At 31.5% G+C, this 17,482-nt stretch carries 17 protein-coding genes; all 17 read right to left on the bottom strand.

The window, feature by feature from the left end; all coding sequences use genetic code 11:
• Window positions 1-105: 105 nt before the first annotated feature.
• The 17 genes from gnd to accB all read right to left on the bottom strand — a co-directional run bounded on the left by gnd (window position 106) and on the right by accB (window position 17,267).
• Window positions 106-1,515: an NADP-dependent phosphogluconate dehydrogenase gene (gene gnd / locus CD121_RS02745; RefSeq protein WP_108000360.1), complete on the bottom strand. Its 1,410-nt coding sequence runs from the start codon at window positions 1,513-1,515 to the stop codon at window positions 106-108.
• A gap of 78 nt (window positions 1,516-1,593) precedes the next feature.
• The gene (locus CD121_RS02740) at window positions 1,594-2,715 is read right to left on the bottom strand and encodes a M20/M25/M40 family metallo-hydrolase (protein ID WP_126567401.1); all 1,122 of its coding nucleotides are present in this window, start codon (window positions 2,713-2,715) and stop codon (window positions 1,594-1,596) included.
• Between the two features lie 348 nt (window positions 2,716-3,063).
• Window positions 3,064-4,053, bottom strand: coding sequence for an aromatic acid exporter family protein (locus CD121_RS02735; protein ID WP_029055306.1), 990 nt, complete (start codon window positions 4,051-4,053; stop codon window positions 3,064-3,066).
• Window positions 4,054-4,067: 14 nt separating this feature from the next.
• The gene (gene brxB, locus CD121_RS02730; protein WP_017637930.1) at window positions 4,068-4,505 is read right to left on the bottom strand and encodes a bacilliredoxin BrxB; all 438 of its coding nucleotides are present in this window, start codon (window positions 4,503-4,505) and stop codon (window positions 4,068-4,070) included.
• A 241-nt stretch (window positions 4,506-4,746) separates the two neighbouring features.
• On the bottom strand, window positions 4,747-6,039 hold the full coding sequence (locus CD121_RS02725; protein ID WP_126567400.1) for a dihydrolipoamide acetyltransferase family protein: 1,293 nt from the start codon (window positions 6,037-6,039) through the stop codon (window positions 4,747-4,749).
• 12 nt (window positions 6,040-6,051) lie between these two features.
• Entirely contained in the window at window positions 6,052-7,035 is a 984-nt protein-coding gene (locus CD121_RS02720) for an alpha-ketoacid dehydrogenase subunit beta (protein ID WP_017637928.1), read from the bottom strand.
• A complete protein-coding gene (locus CD121_RS02715) occupies window positions 7,028-8,029 on the bottom strand; it encodes a thiamine pyrophosphate-dependent dehydrogenase E1 component subunit alpha (RefSeq protein ID WP_017637927.1) in 1,002 nt (333 codons plus the stop codon). The genes CD121_RS02720 and CD121_RS02715 overlap by 8 nt, the downstream gene beginning before the upstream one ends.
• A gap of 16 nt (window positions 8,030-8,045) precedes the next feature.
• Window positions 8,046-9,473, bottom strand: coding sequence for a dihydrolipoyl dehydrogenase (gene lpdA / locus CD121_RS02710; protein WP_126567399.1), 1,428 nt, complete (start codon window positions 9,471-9,473; stop codon window positions 8,046-8,048).
• 214 nt (window positions 9,474-9,687) lie between these two features.
• On the bottom strand, window positions 9,688-11,367 hold the full coding sequence (gene recN, locus CD121_RS02705) for a DNA repair protein RecN (protein ID WP_126567398.1): 1,680 nt from the start codon (window positions 11,365-11,367) through the stop codon (window positions 9,688-9,690).
• Window positions 11,368-11,382: 15 nt separating this feature from the next.
• The gene (gene ahrC / locus CD121_RS02700; RefSeq protein WP_017637924.1) at window positions 11,383-11,835 is read right to left on the bottom strand and encodes a transcriptional regulator AhrC/ArgR; all 453 of its coding nucleotides are present in this window, start codon (window positions 11,833-11,835) and stop codon (window positions 11,383-11,385) included.
• A 300-nt stretch (window positions 11,836-12,135) separates the two neighbouring features.
• Window positions 12,136-13,017: a polyprenyl synthetase family protein gene (locus CD121_RS02695; protein WP_029055300.1), complete on the bottom strand. Its 882-nt coding sequence runs from the start codon at window positions 13,015-13,017 to the stop codon at window positions 12,136-12,138.
• Window positions 12,995-13,225 (bottom strand): exodeoxyribonuclease VII small subunit, encoded by a 231-nt coding sequence (locus tag CD121_RS02690; RefSeq protein ID WP_017637922.1) that lies wholly within the window; start codon window positions 13,223-13,225, stop codon window positions 12,995-12,997. The genes CD121_RS02695 and CD121_RS02690 overlap by 23 nt, the downstream gene beginning before the upstream one ends.
• Window positions 13,218-14,555 (bottom strand): exodeoxyribonuclease VII large subunit, encoded by a 1,338-nt coding sequence (gene xseA, locus CD121_RS02685; RefSeq protein ID WP_029055299.1) that lies wholly within the window; start codon window positions 14,553-14,555, stop codon window positions 13,218-13,220. Before xseA ends, CD121_RS02690 begins: the two co-directional genes overlap by 8 nt.
• Window positions 14,556-14,573: 18 nt before the next feature.
• Entirely contained in the window at window positions 14,574-14,960 is a 387-nt protein-coding gene (gene nusB / locus CD121_RS02680; protein ID WP_017637920.1) for a transcription antitermination factor NusB, read from the bottom strand.
• A 100-nt stretch (window positions 14,961-15,060) separates the two neighbouring features.
• Entirely contained in the window at window positions 15,061-15,423 is a 363-nt protein-coding gene (locus tag CD121_RS02675; protein ID WP_017637919.1) for an Asp23/Gls24 family envelope stress response protein, read from the bottom strand.
• Between the two features lie 12 nt (window positions 15,424-15,435).
• Window positions 15,436-16,794 carry an acetyl-CoA carboxylase biotin carboxylase subunit gene (accC, locus tag CD121_RS02670; RefSeq protein WP_017637918.1) on the bottom strand — a complete coding sequence of 453 codons (1,359 nt, stop codon included), beginning with the start codon at window positions 16,792-16,794 and terminating at the stop codon, window positions 15,436-15,438.
• Entirely contained in the window at window positions 16,794-17,267 is a 474-nt protein-coding gene (gene accB, locus CD121_RS02665; protein ID WP_119622742.1) for an acetyl-CoA carboxylase biotin carboxyl carrier protein, read from the bottom strand. The genes accC and accB overlap by 1 nt, the downstream gene beginning before the upstream one ends.
• Window positions 17,268-17,482: the final 215 nt, after the last annotated feature.

Genomic DNA, 17,482 nt, shown 5'->3' with positions numbered 1-17,482 from the left:
AAATATTTATTTTATATAGTAAATCAGTTACTTATATCTTTGGGAGTAATAAAAAGATTATAAAAAACGCCTTACATATGTATGTAAGACGTTAAAATAATTTATTTATTCTTCTTCAACCCATTGTGTATGGAATACACCTTGTCGATCTTTACGTTCATAAGTGTGAGCACCGAAGTAGTCACGTTGTGCTTGGATAAGGTTAGCAGGTAAATCTTCTGAACGATAACTATCGTAATAGTTTACACTTGCAGAGAAACCTGGTGTTGGAACACCATTTTTAACTCCTGTTGCAACAACGTCTCTTAAAGCGTCTTGATAATCTGTTACGATATTTTTGAAGTAAGGATCTAATAATAAGTTTTCAAGGTTTGGATTGTTATCATAGGCATCTTTAATTTTTTGTAAGAATTGAGCACGAATAATGCAACCTTCTCTCCAAATCATTGCAAGCTCGCCTAATTTTAAATTCCATTCATGATCTTCACTTGCTTTTCTCATTTGAGCAAAACCTTGTGCGTATGAACAAATCTTACTCATGTATAAAGCTTTTCTAATTTTTTCTAAGAATTGTTGTTTATCACCATCAAATGAAGCAGTTGGACCATTTAGTGATTTTGATGCATTTACACGTTCTTCTTTGATAGATGAGATGAAACGAGCAAATACTGATTCAGTAATAATTGTTAATGGAATACCTAATTCTAATGCGTTAATAGAAGTCCATTTACCAGTACCTTTTTGACCAGCTGTGTCTAGAATCTTTTCAACTAAAGGTTCGTTATCTTCATCTAATTTAGTGAAAATATCACCAGTAATTTCAATTAAGTAACTTTCAAGTTCTCCTGCATTCCAATCTTTGAAAGTTTGAGAAATTTCTTTATGACTCATACCTAACAAGTCTTTCATCATTGCATAACTTTCAGCAATTAATTGCATATCTGCATATTCAATACCGTTATGAACCATTTTTACATAGTGTCCAGCACCATTTGGTCCAATATAAGTTACGCAAGAAGCGCCATCTTGAGCTTTTGCTGCAATAGCATCAAGGATATCACTAACTTTATTATATGCATCTTCTTGTCCACCTGGCATTAATGAAGGACCAGTTAAGGCACCAACTTCTCCACCAGATACACCCATACCAATAAAGTTAACACCACTTTCAGCTAAAGCTTTATTACGACGGATTGTATCTTGATAGTTAGTATTACCGCCATCAATAAGAATATCATCGTCATCTAATAAAGGTAATAAACCATCTATTGTTGCATCAGTAGCAGGTCCGGCTTTAACCATTAATAAAATTTTACGGGGTTTTTCTAAAGAATTAACAAATTCTTCTAATGAATATGTTGGGTGGATACTTTTTCCTTTTGATTCTTCTACCATTTCATCTGTTTTTTGTCTTGAACGGTTATAAACAGATACACTGTAACCACGTGATTCGATGTTCCATGCAAGGTTTTTACCCATTACGGCTAAACCTACTACACCTATTTGTTGTGTCATATTACTTACCTCTCTTATTCGAATATTTCAATAGTATTGTATCACAAATTAAGTATTTACTTCACTAAATTGACCGTGCTATTCTGCTACGAGTTCAATTATTTTTAGAACTTGATTTGTTAATAAATTAAGGTCTTTTACTGCTATTCTTTCACTAGTAGTATGGATATTTTCATAACCAACACCTAAAATGACAGACGGTATTCCATAAGTATTGATAATACTACCATCTGATCCACCACCAGAAATAACAGTATCACCTTTAAGACCTAAACTAATTGCACTTGCTTTAGCAAATTTGGTTACTTCGGCATCATCACTAATTTTGAAACCAGGATAACTTTTCTCGATTTCTACTTGAGCTTGACCTCCAAGTTCACTTGCAGTTTGTTCAAAAGTATCTTTCATGTGTTGAGCTTGTTGTTCAATACTTTGTTCATTATGTGAACGTGCTTCTGCCTCTATAACAACTTCATCAGCCACTATATTAGTAGCAGAACCACCATGAAACTTACCTATATTAGCAGTTGTTAAGTCATCAATTTGACCAAGTTTCATTTTACTAATCGCTTTAGCTGCAATATTTATAGCGCTTATACCTTCTGTTGGCGTACTAGCATGTGCGGTTTTCCCTTTTATCGTTGTGTTGATTTTCATTTGTGTTGGCGCACCAACAACTGTAGTTCCAACGTCAACACTCGCATCAATTGCATAGCCAAAATCAGCATCTAATAAAGAAGTATCTAGTGCTTGGGCACCAAGTAATCCTGATTCTTCACCTACAGTAATAACGAATTGGATTTGTCCATGTGATAAATTTTGTTCGTTAATTGTAGTGATTGCCTCTATGATAGCGGCTAAACCTGCTTTATCATCAGCCCCCAAAACTGTTGTTCCATCTGAGTATACATAGCCATCATCCGCTACATTAGGTTGAACTTTAATTTCTGGCACAACTGTGTCCATATGGCTTGTAAAATACAACTTCGGAACATCTTTATCTGATAAATTGCTTCTTAATGTACAAACAAGATTGTTAGAACCTAATCCTTCTGTCTCACTTGCTTGATCTTCCTTAACTTCTAAACCAAGTGATTCAAATTTCTCTTTTAAAATGGGTTGGATGACTTGTTCATGTCCAGTTTCTGAGTCAATTTTTACTAATTCTAAAAATGTATTTAAGAGACGTTCTTTATTCATCTTTAATATTCCCCCTTAATCATATAACTATAGTTTAACTGAATTCTGAATATATCAAAAATAAATTGATTGCATTCTCGATTTAAATCATATAATGTTATCTTATAATTAGATTTCGTATTAAATTAAGACACAATTTAATATGTATTAGGCAATTGGAGGAACACCTTATAATGAATAAAGTTTTACGTATTATTATTATTGTTATGTTAGTTGCTGTAGTTTTAGCACTACTACTTACAAGTTTAGTTCCTATGATGAATTAATCTGATATTAAAAGATGTTCTTAATAGAAGTAGCCAGTGGCATATATGCCACTGGCTATTTTTTAATATACTTATTAGTTTTTTATGCGAAGTTCTTAATTTCACTATGCATTTTTAATGAACCAAAGTGAGATTTAATATTCAAATATTCTTCTAATTCATTTAACAACTGAATGATATTAGCACGTGAATTGAGTGCTTGATGTGATGTTGGTAAAGGTAATTCATCTAATGATAGTCGTATTTCATATAAGGAATGTAATCTTAAAGCAGTATAATCATTACTATTGACGTTATGACCAATTTCACAAAGCAATTGTGAAATATGCTCTAAAATAGGATCTTTAGTTTGAATATTTTCTATTAAAAATTTCATTCGTTTTAATAATTCAACTTGTTCTTCTCGCATATCAAAATAATGATAATATGAGTTTTCATTTCTCACGAAGTGGTTTTTAACATCTCTAAAAGCTAAAGATTTTGCTTTTTTAATATTTAAAACCAGTGGTTCGAACGTTATATTTAGGTCATGGTTTTGTTGTTTGCAAGCTTTGTCAAATGCAATAAATACATCGGTGATTTGGTGTTCAATGTCATTTTTATAGCGTTTTAATGTTTTATCTAAACTTGGCATCATTAAGTTCATAATAAATGCTATACCTAGCCCAACAATGAGTAATAGTATTTCATTTATTATAAGATGTCCATCGATTGTTTTAGCATTAAAAACGTGTAATAAAATAACACAACTTGTAATGACACCTTCTTGTGCATTCAATACAACTGTTAACGGTATAAATAGCAATACTATTAAACCTAACACAATTGCGTGTTGTCCAAGTATGGAAAATATTGCAGAACCTAAAAATAATATTAATAAACAAGATACTAAACGTGAAATAATAGCAGTTAAAGAATGCATTTTTGTATGTTTTATACAAAGAACTACTAGGATCGCACTTGAAGCATAATTATCAAGGCCTAGTAGTTTACAAATAATAACGCCTAGAGTCATACCAACAGCTGTCTTGAGTGTTCTAAATCCAATCTTATAAGGATTTAACTTGAGCATCTAATTATGACCTCTTATCTTTCTTCACAATATTGATCAAATAATCCTTGTAATTGACTAATGACATTCATTACATCATGTCCTTCGATTTGATGACGTTCAATCATTTCAGTGATTTTACCATCTTTAATAAGTGCGAAAGAAGGACTTGATGGTGCATAACCTTCAAAATAATCTCTTGCTTGTTGTGTTGCTTCTTTATCTTGACCAGCAAACACTGTTACGAGTCTATCAGGTAATTTATCATAATGAAGTGCATGTGTAGCCGCAGGACGAGCAATACCACCCGCACAACCACATACAGAATTAACCATAACTAATGTTGTGCCATCTTGTTTTAAAACTTTATCTACTTCGTCTGCTGTAGTTAATTGTTCATAACCAGCTTCTTCAATTTCATTTCTAGCTTGATCTACGACTCCATTCATATATAAATCAAAATTTAAATCCATAAATTAGAATCACCTTTCATTTTTTTAATTTACTGTCTTTATTTTACTAATTATAGTTACATACTTCAACATGCTTGATTAACCTATATGATAATAGGCATAAATACTTCCTAACATATGAAAGCATTTATGCCTAATCTTATAGTTGAATTTACTCTTGCTTTATAAATCTAAATATCTTTTAATCATTCTGACCTTATGAACGGTAATGTTATTGTATAGAGTTAACTATATAGTAAGTTTAATAAATATTTGTATTTTCTACAGTATATTGTTCAACACGTTGCTTAATATGATTCATAAATTGACCAGTTTGTAAGCCATCTAAAATTCTATGATCAATAGAAATACATAAATTAACCATGCTTCTAATTGCAATCATATCATCGATAACAACAGGTTTCTTAACGATTGATTCAACTTGTAATATAGCAGCTTGAGGATGATTAATAATACCCATAGAAGATACTGAGCCGAATGAGCCAGTATTATTCACTGTAAATGTTCCACCTTGCATATCTTCTTGAGTTAATTTGTTATTTCTAGCTTTTTGAGCAAGTTCATTAATTTCTCTTGCTATACCTTTAATTGATTTTTCGTCAGCATGTTTAATGACTGGAACGAATAATTTATTTTCATGAGCTACTGCTATAGAAATATTAATATCTTTATGAATTTTAATTTCGTTACCATTCCAACTACTGTTTAACATTGGATAAGCTTTTAATGCATCCGCTACTGCTTTTACAAAGAAAGCAAAGAATGTAAGATTATAACCTTCATTTTTCTTAAAGCTATTTTTAAAGTAATTTCTAGTTTTCACTAGGTTAGTTGCATCAGCTTCAATCATCATCCAACCGTGTGGAATTTCAGTAGCACTTGTAACCATATTTTGAGCAATCGCTTTACGCACACCATTCACTGGCATTGCATTTTGAGTAGATTCGATTTGATCTTGTGAATGATTAGGTATAGTAGTTGATTTTGGTTCATTTTGTGGTTGTGCATGATTGTTATTAGTTTGATTTTCAGTTGGATTATTAATATAAGCTAATACATCTTTTTTTGTAACTCTACCTTCAAAACCTGTACCCGTAACCTGTGATAAATCGATTTGATTTTCAGAAGCTAATTTAAATACTACTGGTGAAAATCGACCATTATTTTTAGATTTGTCTGAGTTTTCTTTTGATGTCGAGTTTTGTTGGACACTAGATTGTGTATCTTGATGATTTACTTGAGTGTTTTCAGTTTTCTCTTGTTGTTGATTATCATTAGAAGTATTTTCTACATTATTTTCATTAGGTGAATCGATTTTACAAATAACAGTATTAATTTCTACTGTTTCACCTTCGCTAATAACTATTTCAGTAATTGTACCTGCAACAGTAGAAGGCACTTCAGCAGTTACTTTGTCAGTAATTACTTCACATAACGGTTCATATTCTTCAACATAATCGCCAACAGATACTAGCCATTGTTCTATAGTACCTTCATGTACACTCTCGCCTAGTTTTGGCATTTTGATATCCATTATTAAGCCTCCTTAAAATTCTGCGAGTTCTCGCATTTTCGCTTGTATTTTTTCTGGATTCATCATTAACTCGTTTTCTAATACTGGAGAGAATGGCATTGATGGTACATCAGAACCTGCTAAACGCATGATTGGTGCATCTAATTCGAATAAGCAATTTTCAGCAATAATAGCTGAAACCTCTGACATTACGCTACCTTCCAAGTTATCTTCAGTTACTAGTAGTACTTTTCCTGTTTTCTTAGCACGATCAATGATTGTTTCTTTATCTAATGGATAAACAGTTCTTAAATCAACAACTTCTACATTGATACCATCTTCTGCAAGAATATCGGCAACTTGTAAGCAATAATTAACCATTAAACCATAACAAAATACAGTGATATCATCACCTTCACGTTTTACATCAGCTTTACCTAAAGGAACTGTATAATATTCTTCTGGTACTTCTTCTTTTAAGAAACGATATGCCTTTTTATGTTCAAAGAAAAGTACTGGATCATTTGATTCAATTGAAGACAATAATAATCCTTTAGCATCATATGGAGATGAAGGGATAACGATTGTTAAACCTGGTGTTGATGCAAAAATACTTTCAATACTTTGTGAATGGTATAAACCACCATGCACGCCACCACCAAAAGGCGCTCTTATAGTAATTGGACATTGCCAATCATTATTTGAACGATAACGCATTTTTGCAGCTTCACTAATAATTTGGTTTGTTGCAGGTAAAATAAAGTCGGCAAATTGAATCTCTGCAATAGGACGTTTACCTAACATTGCAGCACCAATAGCTGTACCAACTATATTAGATTCTGCTAAAGGTGTATCAATGACGCGTTCTTTACCATATTTACTTTGTAGACCAAGAGTAGCACCGAATACGCCACCTTTTTTACCAACATCTTCTCCAAGAATAAAAGTATTTTGGTCTTTTTCCATAGCTACATCTTGAGCTTGGCGAATCGCGTCTAAATAAGTCATCTTAGTCATGATTGATACTCCCTTCTTCTTCATAAACATAGGCATAAGCTTCTTCTACAGAAGGATATGGTGCTTCTTCAGCAGCTTTAGTAGCATGATTAATGATTTGTTTATGCTCCTCTTCAATTTCTGCTAACCAAGCGTCATCAATAATTCCTAAATCTAATAAATGGTTTTTAAAATGAATATTACAATCTGCTTCTTTTAATCCATCACGTTCTTCTTGTGTTCTATATTTATCATCATCATCAGATGAATGAGCAGTCATTCGAGAAGTTACGGCTTCGATTAGTGTAGCACCTTCTCCGTTAAGTGCGCGATCACGTGACTCTTTCATCGCTTTATATACAGCTATTGGATCATTACCATCAACTTGTTCTCCATGCATACCATAACCTATTGCTCTATCTGATAGATTTTTAGCAGCATATTGTAAAGAATCTGGAACAGAAATAGCATATTTGTTATTAATAATGACACAAACAAAAGGTAATTTATGTACACCTGCAAAATTTAAACCTTCATGAAAATCACCTTGGTTTGAACTACCTTCACCAACTGTTGCAGTTGCTATATTTTGTTTGTTGTCCATTTTTAAAGCTAAAGCTGCACCAACTGAATGTGGTATTTGAGTAGCCACGGGTGAACTTTGTGATAAAATCCCCTTTTCTCTGTGACTATAGTGGGATGGCATTTGTTTACCACCTGAATTAACATCATCTCTTTTACCGAAAGAAGCTAACATCGTATCTAAAGGTGTAATACCCATATATGTTACGAAAGCTAAATCTCTATAATAAGGAGAAGATATATCACCTTGTTTCATAGCGTAAGCCATTCCTATTTGAGTTGCTTCTTGTCCTTGACCACTAACAACGAAAGGAATTTTCCCAGCTCTATTGAGTAACCAAAGTCTTTCGTCCAGTTTTCTGCCAAGATCCATCCATTTATACATATTTTTTAGGTCTTCTTCTGTAAGGCCTGCTGACTTATAGTCAATCATGTCATTTCCTCCCTAATTATACGTGAATTGCTCTGTCTTCAACTTTTAGTCCAAGTTCCATCAATACTTCAGAAAGTGATGGATGGGCATGTGTAGTTAATCCGAGTTCTAATGAAGACCCATTCATAAATTGTAGTAATGATACTTCATTAATTAACTCAGTTACATGTGGACCTATCATATTTAGTCCAATAATTTCATCTTGTTCTTGATCAATAATGATTTCACAAAATCCATTTCGATTATCAATTGAATCAATCATGGCTTTCCCAATTGCTTTAAAAGATACTTTAAAATTCTTGGCTTTAATATTATCATTTTTAGCTTGTTCTAAATTTTTACCAATTGATGCAATTTCAGGATAAGTGTAAATACATTTTGGCATTAAATCATAATTAACTGGAAGTGGAGCATTATCAAACATATGTTCAACTGCCACTATTCCTTCTTTAGAACCAACATGAGCAAGCTGAAGTTTACCAATACAATCACCTGCTGCATATATATGTTTATCTTCAGTTTGTTGATATTGGTTCGTAATAATGTGACCAGATTTTGTTGTCTTAATTTTAGTATTATTAAGTCCAATATCAGTTGTATTAGGCTTTCTACCAACTGATAATAGGATACGTTCAACAGTGATTTGTTCATCATTAATTTTAATTGTTGCTTCATTAGTTTCATCATTAATAGAAACACTTTGATTATCTAAGGCAACATTTTCAAAAAACTTAGTTCCTCGATTTTCGAGCTCATTCTTAATTGTTTTAGCAATTTGTTTACTTTCATTCGATAAAATACGCTCATTAGCCTCAATTACGGTAACTGAAACACCTAAATCAGTTAAATATGAGGCGAATTCTAATCCAATTACGCCCCCACCTATAATAGCTATACTATTAGGTAATTGATCCATTTTTAAGATATCATCGCTAGATAAAATAACTTGATGATCAAATTGTAAAAATGGCAATTCTGAAGGAGTTGAACCGGTAGCTATTAATACAAATTGATTAGGAATCATTTCATTTTCGCCATCTTCAAATTCTACTGAGATAGTTCCACTTTGTGGTGAAAAGATAGACTCACCTAATATGCGTCCAGTTCCATTATAAATGTCGATATGGTTTTGTTTCATCAAATGTTGTACACCTTGATACATTTGATTGACAATTTCGTCTTTTCTTTCTAATATTCGTTCATAATTAAGGCTATATTCAGGAACTTCGATCCCAAATTGCTTAGCGTGTTTCACTGTATGGAAGACTTCTGCAGATTTTAGTAATGATTTTGTAGGGATACAACCTTTATGTAAGCATGTACCACCTAAAAGAGACTTTTCTACAATTGCAACTTTCTTACCAAGTTGTGATGCACGAATTGCTGCCACATAACCAGCAGTTCCTCCACCGAGTACTACTAAATCATATTGTTTTTCAGACATTTGCTTACTCCTAACTCTATGTATAGAGAAATTCAATATACATGTGTTATTGAATATTCTCATATAAATTGTTATTAACTATCTAACGTTCTCTCAAATAAAACAATACTTTAATATTTTACATCAGTTAAAACATTTTAGAAATTCTAAAATGTTCATTTTTTTGAATAAAAAGTGACTAAACACATTATTTGTTTAAAAGAAATTTCAAAGTTTATGATTTTCTTTGATTTTGAGCAATCATTTCTTTTGCATTTTCTCGGGTAAGATCAGTTACGCTAGCTCCCGAAATCATACGTGCAACTTCATCAATTCTATCATCATCTTCTAATTCTTTTACTTGAGCCGTCGTACGATCTTCTGTTGTCTGTTTAGAAATAAGTAAATGATGATCACTCATTGTTGCAACTTGTGGTAAGTGAGAAATACATATAACTTGAATATATTCAGCAATATCACGCATTTTTTCTGCCATTTTTTGGGCTGCCTGACCAGATACTCCAGAATCAACTTCATCAAATAAAATAGCAGTTTGTCCTCTAGATTGAACAAATATACTTTTTAACGCTAACATAATTCTAGATAATTCTCCTCCTGAAGCTATTTTATTTAAGCTTTTTAGAGGTTCACCTTTGTTAGGACTGATTAAAAATTCTACAAATTCTATACCTTCGATATTAGGTTCATCTAAGGGTTTGAAAGATATTTCAAGATTTGCGTCTTTCATTTGGAGATTTTGAATTTCTGCGACGATGTGGTCTCTTAATTCTCTTGCAACTTTTCGTCTTTCTCCTGATAAAGATTTACCTATTTTAATCACTTGTTTATATAAATCGTTAATTTCTTCGCGTAATTGAGAAGTACTTTCTTCATAATTTTCAATTTTACTTATTTCATTTTCTAATTTACCTTGGTATGCGATGAGTTCAGAAATATCTTTACCATATTTTCTTTTTAGATTATTAAGTAAATTCATACGCGATTCTAGTTCATTTAACATTTGCTCATCAAATTCTGTATTTGTCATTTCATCGTATAATTCATGTTTTGCATCTTCTAAAGTATAGTAAAATTGATCCACTTCTTCTTTTAATTTTACATATTTATCTGGAAGAATATCATTAATTTCATTTAGAAAATTGCTTAATTCGTATAATCGATCAGTGATAGCATTTTCATCAGTTAGTGTTAAATGCGCATTATTTAAAGCAAGACTTAATTTTTCTGAGTTTTGTATTCTTTTAATATCTGTTTCTAACTGTTCAACTTCACCTTCTTTTAATGAAGCTTCAGATATCTCTTCTAATTGGAATTTCATTAAATCTAATCTTTGTAATAACGCTTGGTCAGCTGATTCTAATTCCTCTAGCTCTTTACGTTTAGCTTTATATTGATTAAATACACTATGATATTCTGAAAGTAACTGACTATATTGGTCACCAGCATAATCATCGAGTAACTGTAAGTGATACTTCTGCTTTAATAGAGATTGTGTTTCATGTTGGCCATGAATATCTAATAATTCTTGCATCACTTTTCTTAAATCTTGTAAAGTGATTGTCTGATTATTAATTCTACAAATACTTTTACCTGAGCTAAAAATTTCTCTCTTTACTAATAAAAAATCTTCATCTATATCAATATTTAGATTTTGTAGGACATGAATTGCATCTTTACTGTTATCGATATCAAAAATACCTTCAATTATAGCTTTCTTTTCACCGTGTCTAACATAATCTGATGAAGCTCGCATACCAATGAGTTGACCAATTGCATCGATAATGATTGATTTACCTGCACCAGTTTCACCACTTAAAACAGTTAAACCATCTGAAAATTGAATTTCTAATTCATCGATGATTGCAAATTGTTTTATTGATAAGGTTTGTAACATAAATTCATCGCATCCTTATAATAAATTGAAAATTCTAGTTTTAATTTCTTCACTTGCTTCTTCATTACGACAAATAATAAGGCAAGTATCATCACCACAAATTGTTCCTAATACTTCTTCCCAATCAATTTGGTCTAAAATTGCGCCTATAGATTGAGCGTTTCCTGGTAATGTTTTGAGTACAAGAAGATTACCAGTTCCTTCTATATTTACAAATGAATCCATTAAATATCTTCCTAATTTTTCTAAAGGATGATATTTACGATCATTTGGTAAACTATATACGTATTGACCTGAAGCAGCAGGAACTTTGATCAATTGTAGTTCTTTAATATCTCGTGAAACAGTTGCTTGTGTTACATTAAGTTCGTATTCATTTAAACGTTTTACTAATTCATCTTGTGTTTCAATTTGTTCATTCGAAATAATTTCTCTAATCTTTATATGTCTTACAGATTTCTTTGGCAAAATTAACACCTCTAGTTACGAATATTTATACAATTATTTTAACATATGCATTTCATATCTACTACTCATCACCATTCGAAATACTACTATAAATTAAGTTCAATAGGCATGATGATAATGATGTAATAACAACTGAAGATAAATTAATTAATAGTTAATTATATGCATTTTAGAAATATAGTGAATATTTATTGTATAACGACAGTGAGATTCTAATTAAAACATAAAATAAGGTTAACAAAAATTGAATGTAATTTCTGTTAACCTCTTATTGAAAAATTATTATAAGTACTAAATGGTTTAGTGATCTCGATTGTAAAATAATTCTACGATTTGTTTTAAGTTAGAAGTATCATATTTATCATTAATATTTTCTAAAGATTTAAGTGCTTCATTTTTATGATAATTTAACTTTTCTTCTGCACCGTCTTTATTTAATAGTGATACATAAGTACTTTTATCATTTTCTAAATCACTACCAACTTTTTTACCTAATTTTTGTTCGTCACCATAGATATCTAATAAATCATCTTTAATTTGGAACATTAATCCTAAATGATCACTAAATTCGTTTAACATTTCTGAAGTTTGTTCGTCAGTATGAGCAATATCTACTGCACTCATAATTGCAAAAGTTAATAGTGCACCTGTTTTTGTTCGGTGAATTGCTTCTAAAGTTGATAAATCTATTGCTTTGTCTTCACTTTGCATATCAAGAGTTTGTCCACCGACCATGCCTAAATGTCCGCTAGCATATGCTAAACGTTGGATGACTTTGATTTTAGTTGTATCGTTTATATTTGTGTCATTCGATACTAGATCAAAAGCTTTTGTTAAAAGTGCGTCACCTGCTAAAATTGCTTTCCATTCGCCAAATACTTTATGATTTGTTAGTTTACCTCTACGGTAATCATCATTATCCATCGCTGGAAGATCATCATGAATAAGCGAATATGTATGAATCATTTCTAATGCTAAAGCAGTTTGCATTCCTTTTTGGTAATCTACCTCTAACATATCTAATGTAAGAAGTAAGAGAACTGGACGGAGTCTTTTGCCGCCTGCATTAAGTGAATAAAGCATACTTTCCTCTAAATCAGTATTTAAATTCGACTGTGGAATAGTTTCTTTTAGAGCGATATTAATCTCATTAATTAAATCATTCATTTGTAGATTCTTCATTATCTTGCTCCTCGTTTTCCTCTTGCATTAATTTGTTTACCTTTTTCTCGGCATCTTTTAATGTTGAGTCACACGCTGTAGATAGTTTCATTCCTCTTTGATATAAATCTAAAGATTCCTCTAATGAGACGGTTTCATTATCTAATTTTTGTACGATACTTTCTAATTCTTGCATCATTTCTTCAAAGCTTTGTTTTTCTTTACTCATCATTACACCTTACTTTCTTAACAATGGCGTCGACTTGACCATCTTTCATAGTTAATACTATGTCATCATTTTCAGACATATCTTTAGTACTAGTTATAACATTGTCATCTTTATTAACAATAGCGTAACCACGTAACATCGTATTTGTTGGACTTAACTGATTAAGTTGTTCTAGCTTAGATTTAAGTTCTTTTTTATATTGAGTTAAATCATAATTCATCTTTTGTGACAGACGAGATTTGAATTGATCATTTTGTTGCTGATTTCTAATAATAGATGTTTGTAAGTGTTTAGGATTAAATCGTTGCTTTAATAAATTGAGTTGATGTTGTTGTTGTTCTAATTTAATCGTTAATTTTTGTTTTAATTGCTTTTCTAAATCGTCTCTTTTTTGAATTTGTTGATCATATAATAAAGATGGTTGTTTGAATTTATAATATGATGACAAATGCTCAAGATGTTTCTTTTGCTGTTCGACATATTGTTTAATGTGTCTAGTTAATGTGAATTGATATTGTTTGATTTGTTGCAATAATTCATACTGGTCTGGCGTTGCCATGACAGCAGCTTGAGTTGGCGTTGCAGCGCGTACATCCGCTACAAAATCACTTAATGTAAAATCTGTTTCGTGTCCAACTGCAGAAATAATAGGTGTTTCACATTCGAAGATTGCTTTAACAACTTCTTCTTCATTGAAGTTCCATAAATCTTCAATGGAACCACCGCCACGACCAACTATAATTGTATCAACATCAAGACTATCAGCATATTTAATTTTCTCTATAATGTCTTCTTTTGCTTGTTGTCCCTGTACGAGTGTACTTATTTGTACTTGTTCAACTATAGGATATCTACTATTGATTGTTGAATGTATATCTCTAATAGCTGCTCCTGTACTTGCTGTTAATACCGCAATTTTCTTAGGGAATTTAGGAATAGATTTTTTATTACTATTATCAAAATAACCTTCTTTTGAAAGTTTCTTTTTGAGTTCTTCTAATTTTTGATATAAATTGCCTATTCCATCCAACTGCATCTTATTAACATAAATTTGATAGTTACCTCTACGCTCATAAACAGAGACTCGTGCTTCTAATAAAACTTCGTCGCCTTCTTTAGGTTCGAAGTTAAGTTTTGACGCACTACCTTTAAACATCATTGCACTTATGACACTTTCTTTATCTTTCACATTAAAATATAAGTGGCCGCTAGAATGTTTTTTGAAATTGGATAACTCGCCTTTGATTAGAACTGATTGTAAATGTGGATCTTGATCAAATTTGTATTTAATATATTTGGTTAATGTTGAAACTGTTAAGTAATCAGTCATAATTATCACTCAATTTTATTAGTTTATATTACTTAATACACCATTGATAAATTTATAATGGTCGTCATCACTAAATTGCTTAGCTAGTTCTACGGCTTCGTTAATAACTACTTTTGCTGGAGTTTCACTATGCAAAATTTCAAATGTTGCCATACGTAAGATGATACGATCTGTTTTTAGTAATCTTTCAAGTGACCAATCTTTAAGGTATGGTTTTATTTTTTCATCTAAAACAGGTTCATGATCCTTAACTCCAGTTACAAGCCAATGAATAAAATCGAAATCTAAATCTGGATAATCATCTTTGATAAAGTTTATAGCTTCATTAATTGTTAAATCTGTATCTTTTATCTCTAATTGAAATAAAGTTTGGAAAGCTTGGACTCTTGATTCTTTACGACTCATAAATTACTCCTTCAAACGTTTTTATAAAAGACAAGGTACTGTTGAGAAATATTATTTTAATTTTAAAATCTCTGAACAAGTACCTATCTTAAGTTAATATTTATTTTTCTATTACTATTTGAGTAATATGAACATTAATTTGTTGTGGTTCAATGGCTGCCATTGTTGATATTTGATTAAAAATAGCAGTTTGAATTTGATTTGCGGTTTTGGAGATATTGATACCATGCTTAAGTGCACAATAAACATCAATATAAATACCGTCTTCTCTTGCATCTATTTTTAAATCTCTATTTAAATTTTTACGACTAATTTTTTCTAAGTTAGTATTTTTAAGTTCTGCAAAATGTCCTGTAATGCCATCTACTTCTGATGTGGCAATACTTGCAATAACAGATAAAACTTCTGGAGCAATTTCGATTTTGCCTAAATTTGTATGAGAATAATCTGCAACATTGACCATTGTTTTAACCTCCTATTGTTTGTCATCAGCCATAATATTATATTTTTCAAGGAATTTCGTATTAAATTCACCACTTCTGAATACATCATTATTCAATAATCTTAGGTGGAAAGGTATTGTCGTATCTATTCCTAAAACTAAATACTCACTTAAAGCTCTAATACCTGTCATGATAGCTTCATCGCGCGTTGATTCATGAACGATTAATTTCGCTACCATAGAATCATAATAAGGTGGAATTGTATAATTAGTATAACATGCAGACTCGATTCTTACTCCGAATCCACCCGGTGCTAAATACTGAGTAATTTTACCTGGAGAAGGCATAAAATCTTTATATGGATTTTCAGCATTTATTCTAAATTCAATAGCATGACCATTAATTTTGATGTCTTTTTGTTTGAATGGTAATGCTTCACCCATTGCAACTTTTAATTGTAATTTAACTAAATCAACACCTGTTACCATTTCAGTTACTGGGTGTTCAACTTGGATACGTGTATTCATTTCCATAAAGTAGAATTTATCATCATTTAAGTCATATATAAATTCGATTGTACCTGCGTTTTCATAGTTTACAGCTTTAGCTGCTCTAATAGCTGCATTACCCATTTCTTGGCGTGTTTCTTCAGATAATATAGGTGATGGTGCTTCTTCAACTAATTTTTGCATACGACGTTGAATTGTACAGTCTCTTTCACCTAAATGGATAACATTTCCGAAACTATCACCAATAATTTGGATTTCAATATGACGGAAGTTTTCGATGAACTTTTCTAAGTATAAACCGCCATTACCAAATGCAGTTTCCGCTTCTTGTTGTGTCATTCTATATCCAGTTTCAAGTTCTTTCTCATCACGAGCAACACGGATACCTTTACCGCCGCCACCTGCAGTAGCTTTAATAATGACTGGGTAACCAATTTTCTTAGCGACTTTCTTTGCATCATCGATATTATGAACTAAGCCTTCACTACCAGGTACAACAGGTACATTAGCTTTGATCATTTCTGCTTTCGCAACGTCTTTGATACCCATTTTTTGGATTGATTCATAACTAGGTCCGATAAATTTTAACTGACATGCTTCACATAATTCTGCGAAGTCGGCATTTTCAGCTAAAAATCCATACCCAGGATGTACACCATCACAGCCAGTTGATGTTGCAATTGATAGGATATTTGGAATATTTAAATATGAGTCTTTAGACAGAGTTGGACCGACGCAGTATGCTTCATCAGCAATTTGAGTATGTAAAGCGTCTTTGTCTCCTTCTGAATAAACTGCAACTGTTTGAATACCTAACTCATGGCATGCTCTTATAATTCTTACAGCAATTTCACCACGATTAGCGATGAGTATTTTCTTCATTATTTCACCTTAAATAACGGTTGGCCATACTCTACCATTTGTCCGTCTTCTACTAATATTTCTACTATTTCTCCTGAAATTTCAGCTTGAATTTCATTAAATAACTTCATTGCTTCTAAGATACAAACAGTTGTATCGTTGGAAACTTTATCTCCAATTTGTACATATGCACCCTCTTCTGGTGAAGGTGATTTATAAAACGTTCCAACCATTGGTGCGTTAATTGTTTCGTAATTATCTGAAGCTGTTTCTTGAGTTTGATTATCTTCACTAGGTTGTTGAACTGGTTGAGTAGCTTGTTGAGGTTGTGCTATTGATTGCGCTGGTGCTTGTGCTACTTGTGGCGTTATAATTTCAGTTTCTTTTTGTTTTTTTAAGTTAACTACGCTACCTTTGTTATCTTCAATGTTAATTTCAGTTAAGTTTGATTGATCAAGAATCTCAATTAATTCTTTTATTTCTTTAAAGTTCATAATTATTACTGACTCCTTCAGTTTGTTTTCATCTACCCGTCTATTTTACTTGAGTAAACCGCTCAATTCAAGCATGAGAAGATATCCTCTAATTTCATTTTAAATTGAGAGCGATATATCAACGATTAAATTGATAAGTAATATAAATAGATTAATCGTATATAGTCATTTGTAAAACATAAAAAACGTGAAAGATCGTATGTTGATTGCTTTCA

The organism is Staphylococcus pasteuri (genome assembly GCF_003970495.1).
GTDB lineage: Bacteria > Bacillota > Bacilli > Staphylococcales > Staphylococcaceae > Staphylococcus > Staphylococcus pasteuri.
This window is presented reverse-complemented; position numbering and strand designations above follow the sequence as displayed.